Annotated in this window: 7 protein-coding genes; 6 read left to right on the top strand and 1 reads right to left on the bottom strand. The window is 32.2% G+C overall.

Going from position 1 to position 4280, the window contains the following annotated elements:
* Window positions 1–225: 225 nt before the first annotated feature.
* From ACHZC3_RS05575 to ACHZC3_RS05550, 6 genes are all read left to right on the top strand, one after another.
* Window positions 226–747: a hypothetical protein gene (locus ACHZC3_RS05575; RefSeq protein WP_394758890.1), complete on the top strand. Its 522-nt coding sequence runs from the start codon at window positions 226–228 to the stop codon at window positions 745–747.
* The gene (locus ACHZC3_RS05570) at window positions 747–1166 is read left to right on the top strand and encodes a SufE family protein (protein ID WP_394758889.1); all 420 of its coding nucleotides are present in this window, start codon (window positions 747–749) and stop codon (window positions 1164–1166) included. Before ACHZC3_RS05575 ends, ACHZC3_RS05570 begins: the two co-directional genes overlap by 1 nt.
* 5 nt (window positions 1167–1171) lie before the next feature.
* A complete protein-coding gene (locus tag ACHZC3_RS05565) occupies window positions 1172–1495 on the top strand; it encodes an SUF system Fe-S cluster assembly protein (RefSeq protein WP_394758888.1) in 324 nt (107 codons plus the stop codon).
* A 1-nt stretch (window position 1496) separates the two neighbouring features.
* The gene (locus tag ACHZC3_RS05560) at window positions 1497–2003 is read left to right on the top strand and encodes a DUF2480 family protein (RefSeq protein ID WP_394758887.1); all 507 of its coding nucleotides are present in this window, start codon (window positions 1497–1499) and stop codon (window positions 2001–2003) included.
* Between the two features lie 54 nt (window positions 2004–2057).
* Window positions 2058–2954, top strand: a complete 897-nt coding sequence (locus ACHZC3_RS05555) for a DUF3078 domain-containing protein (RefSeq protein ID WP_394758891.1) — start codon at window positions 2058–2060, stop codon at window positions 2952–2954.
* Between the two features lie 272 nt (window positions 2955–3226).
* Entirely contained in the window at window positions 3227–3997 is a 771-nt protein-coding gene (locus tag ACHZC3_RS05550; RefSeq protein WP_394758886.1) for a hypothetical protein, read from the top strand.
* A gap of 49 nt (window positions 3998–4046) precedes the next feature.
* Here ACHZC3_RS05550 and ACHZC3_RS05545 read toward each other — a convergent pair whose 3' ends face one another.
* Entirely contained in the window at window positions 4047–4190 is a 144-nt protein-coding gene (locus ACHZC3_RS05545; protein WP_394758885.1) for a hypothetical protein, read from the bottom strand.
* Between the last annotated feature and the right edge of the window lie 90 nt (window positions 4191–4280).

The raw sequence follows: 4280 nt of genomic DNA, 5'->3' as shown, positions 1-4280 counted from the left end.
ATAATACCAAAGAAGAAATTGATATATTTGTAGAAGCTGTCAAAAAAGCAAAAACGATGTTGTCTTAAAATTATTTGAAGCTATTCCTGCTATCCGTTGTAATCTTTTTTTTCGGCGAAAAGCCTCAAAAAAGGATTTCGACTGCAAACGAAGTTCACTGAACTCCGATGAAAATAGAAATTAAGTGAAGTAATCAGGGCTAAAAAACTCTAAAAAACAAAAATTATGAAAACAATTGCATTAGTATTTCTAAGTTTATTCATGACAAAATCATGTCAGCCAAAAAAAGACTCGAGCGTCAGCGAACAGGCGAAGCAAACAACTGAAACTCTTTCAACAACTCAAACAGAAATAACAAAATCTGAGATGGCAGAAAATAAAGTTCAAACAGGGACAAAAGTCGAATATGAAGCAATGTCTAGAGGGTTTTTTAGCAAAATTATCTTCGAAAACAACCAAATAACTATTGTTTCTGACAGAAATAGCGAAGGGAAAGGAACCGTTCTTATGCTTTCTAAAGAAGATATTTCTGAAATATCAAACTTAATTAAAGCAATAAACCTCGATGGTCTGGCAACTTTAAAAGCGCCATCAGAAAAAAGAATGTATGACGGAGCTGCTCACGCAAATTTAAAAATCACATCAAACGGTACAGAATATAATGGTGCTGGTTTTGATCATGGTTTTCCTCCTGCAGAAATCGAAAAACTAGTAACTAAATTAGTTTCCTATTCAGAGAAAAAATAATGACAATAAAAGAAATTCAAGAAGAAATTGTAGATGAGTTTTCAATGTTCGATGATTGGATGCAGCGCTACGAATACATCATCGATTTAGGGAAAAATCTTCCTTTAATAAAAGAAGAATTCAAAACCGATGAAAACATTATCAAAGGTTGCCAGTCGAAAGTATGGCTACAAGGAGAATTAGATGATGACAAAATTGTTTTCACTGCCGATAGTGATGCGATTTTAACCAAAGGAATTATAGCCATATTAATTCGAGTTTTTTCGAATCAAAAAGCTTCCGAAATTCTTGAGGCCGATATGAATTTTATTGACGAAATTGGACTTAAAGAACATTTATCACCAACTCGAGCAAACGGATTGGTATCGATGATAAAACAAATAAAAATGTACGCATTGGCTTTTCAAGCTAAAAATTAAAAATTATGGAAGAATTTAACGATACAATCAATTTAGGAGAAGAAGCAGTAAAAGTTTTAAAAACGATTTACGATCCAGAAATCCCTGTAGATATTTACGAACTAGGATTAATTTATGATGTTTTTGTAAATGAAACACTAGATGTAAAAATCCTAATGACACTTACTTCACCTAACTGTCCAGTGGCTGAAACTTTACCAAGAGAAGTTGAAGACAAAATCAAAAAAATAGATACTGTAAAATCTTGTGAGGTAGAAATCACATTTGACCCGCCATGGACAAAAGATTTGATGAGTGAAGAAGCAAAATTAGAATTAGGAATGCTATAAAATGCAAGACGAAATAATAAATAAGGTTGCTAATTCTGTGCTCGAAGTTTTCGATTTAGAGGATTATTATGCAAAAGAAATTCGGACGCAAATAGACATTTCGCAGTGGCTTTATGAAGGTTTTTTATTAAAAGAGAAAGACTTTCGTGAAGCGCTAAAAAATCATGATTGGTCACAATATGAGAATCATTATGTAGCCATACATTGTTCTACAGAAGCTGTTATTCCTGCGTGGGCAAGTATTTTAGTCACGACTCATGTTTCTCCATTTGCAAAAAAAGTGGTAAGTGGTAATTTACAAGATTTAGAAACTAGTTTATACCAAGAAATATTATCTACAATTGATTATTCTAAGTACCAAGATAAACCCGTAATTATAAAAGGTTGTTCTAAAAAACCTGTTCCCGAAAGTGCTTATATTCTCGCTGTACAAAAACTCCAACCATTTGCAAAGAGTATTATGTATGGTGAGGCTTGTTCCGCAGTTCCTTTATTTAAAAGAAAATAAATTAATTTTTTCCTTATTTTTTATAAATTTGCACAAAATTTAAAAAAATTTAAGATAAAAAAAATAATTTTGGTATTAGCAACTTTTCTTTTAGGAATCAATATTAATGCACAAGTAAACGAAAAAGAATTACTTAATAAAAATGTAATGGCTGCCCTTAAATTAGATGACACTACAAATGTAGGTTGGAAACGTAGCGGCAACATTGTGTTTTTATTTAATCAATCGGCATTTAATAATGATTGGTTAGGTGGTGGGACAGCAAATATGGCTGGAAATTTAGGTCTTAACTATGATTTTAACTACAAAGCAGGAAAAATAGTTTGGGACAATAAAATCATTGGTTCTTATGGTTTAACTAAACTTAAGGGAAAAGACATGACAAAATCAGACGACAGATTAGAATTTACTTCACTTTTGGGAAGAAAGGCAGGTCAAGGAAACTGGTATTATTCATGGTATTTGAACTTTAAAACCCAAATGGATTCTGGTGTTGATCCAGCAACAGGAACAAAAATATCTCATTTTTTCTCGCCAGCTTATTTGCAATCAGGACCTGGTATGTTGTGGAAAAAAAGCGATAATCTAAAAGTAAATATTGCACCAGCAACCTCAAAATTAATATTTGTTCATGACCATTTTACACAATTAGGTTCTGCTTTTGGTGTAGAGCAAGGAAAATCTAGTCGATTTGAATTTGGAGCCGCTCTAAATGGTTATTATAAGTTAAACTTGATGGAAAATATTTCGATGGAAAATATTTTAAATCTATATTCCAATTACCTAGACAAACCACAAAATATAGATATCGATTATCAAATGAATTTGGTGATGCAAATAAATAAATATATCTCTACAAATATAGCTTTTCAAGCGCTGTACGATGACAATGCTAGAGGCGCATTTCAAATTAGAGAAGTATTTGGTTTAGGTGTAAATTATGGTTTTTAGATTCTAATAACTAGTCCTAAAAATTGATACTGGAATTCTTAGAAAAACAAAAGGTGCTAAAATTAGCACCTTTTTTATTTAACCGCATTTAACCGATAAAAATTGTCGTTTTATCGAGTTTATTGATTTTTAGTATAATAGATTAAAAATCATTGTATTTTTATGAGAATTGCAACAAAACAAACTAAACCAAAACGATTATTATGTTCTTAACGATTATTAAACTTAAACCTCAAACAAAGATTGTTTGTATCCTGTTCTTTTTATTTCTGATGAATACTATAAATGCTCAAGTAGGAATAGGAACTACCACACCTAATGCTGCTCTTGATGTTGTAGCGGGTGCAAATAACTACGGATTGCTCATGCCTCGTGTAGTTTTAACTGCTACAAACGTAGCGGCGCCTGTTAAAAACCCATTAACTGGAGTTTTTTTAACAAATTCTGTTGCTGAAATTGGCACAATGGTTTTTAATACAAATACTACCCCTGGAACTTATGGGGTTACTCCCGGTTTATATTTTTGGGACGGTACAGAATGGATTTCTCAATTTCATAAATATTTCGAAACAAAATTTATACAAACAGCACCAGGAAACCGAATGGTAACCAACGTAGGTACTTATGTAAATCTTACAGGCTTAACTGCTAGAACATTTGTAGCTCCTTATGATGGTAAATATCTTTTTGTTTTTACTGGATATTTAGGCGCAAGTCCTGTTTCTTCAACTGCAGCAAAAGTTGGTTTTGTAGAAGGAAATTTCCAACTAACTATTCAAGGAGTAAATTATAGAAAATATACTCATTCTGAAAGTTTTTACAGAAGTGGCACTTTTTCCTCTCAAGACTATTATGAACTTTTCAACGAAGCAAATATTACACAAACCGTAGTGCTAAATGCTGGAGATACGTGTACAATAAATGCAGCATATAGTGCTGATGCTGATGACAATGTAACCACAACTTCCCATCCTCATGTAGCGGGCTCTAACTCTGTTTTGGGTAACCTTTGCGAAATAAACGTAATGTATATTGGTAGATAGTTACAAGTAAAAAATCAATAATGAAAGGCTAGCAATTGCGAGCCTTTTATTATTGGTTTAAGTGATATAATAAGAAACTATAAAACTCAGCTTTCTCATTCAGATGCTTTTCATAAGTAGATGAATCGCCATAGTGACCAGCTTTTTTTGTTGTTTTTATGTCTTGTCCTAAAATAGCGATACACAAATTCATCGTTATGGAAAACACCCAGGAACCTCGCTATGTAAAGCGTACCCAAAAAGACTACAGTATGTCTTTTAAATTACAAATTGTTCAAGAAAT

Source organism: Flavobacterium sp. (assembly GCF_043720215.1).
Classification (GTDB): Bacteria; Bacteroidota; Bacteroidia; order Flavobacteriales; family Flavobacteriaceae; genus Flavobacterium.
This window is presented reverse-complemented; position numbering and strand designations above follow the sequence as displayed.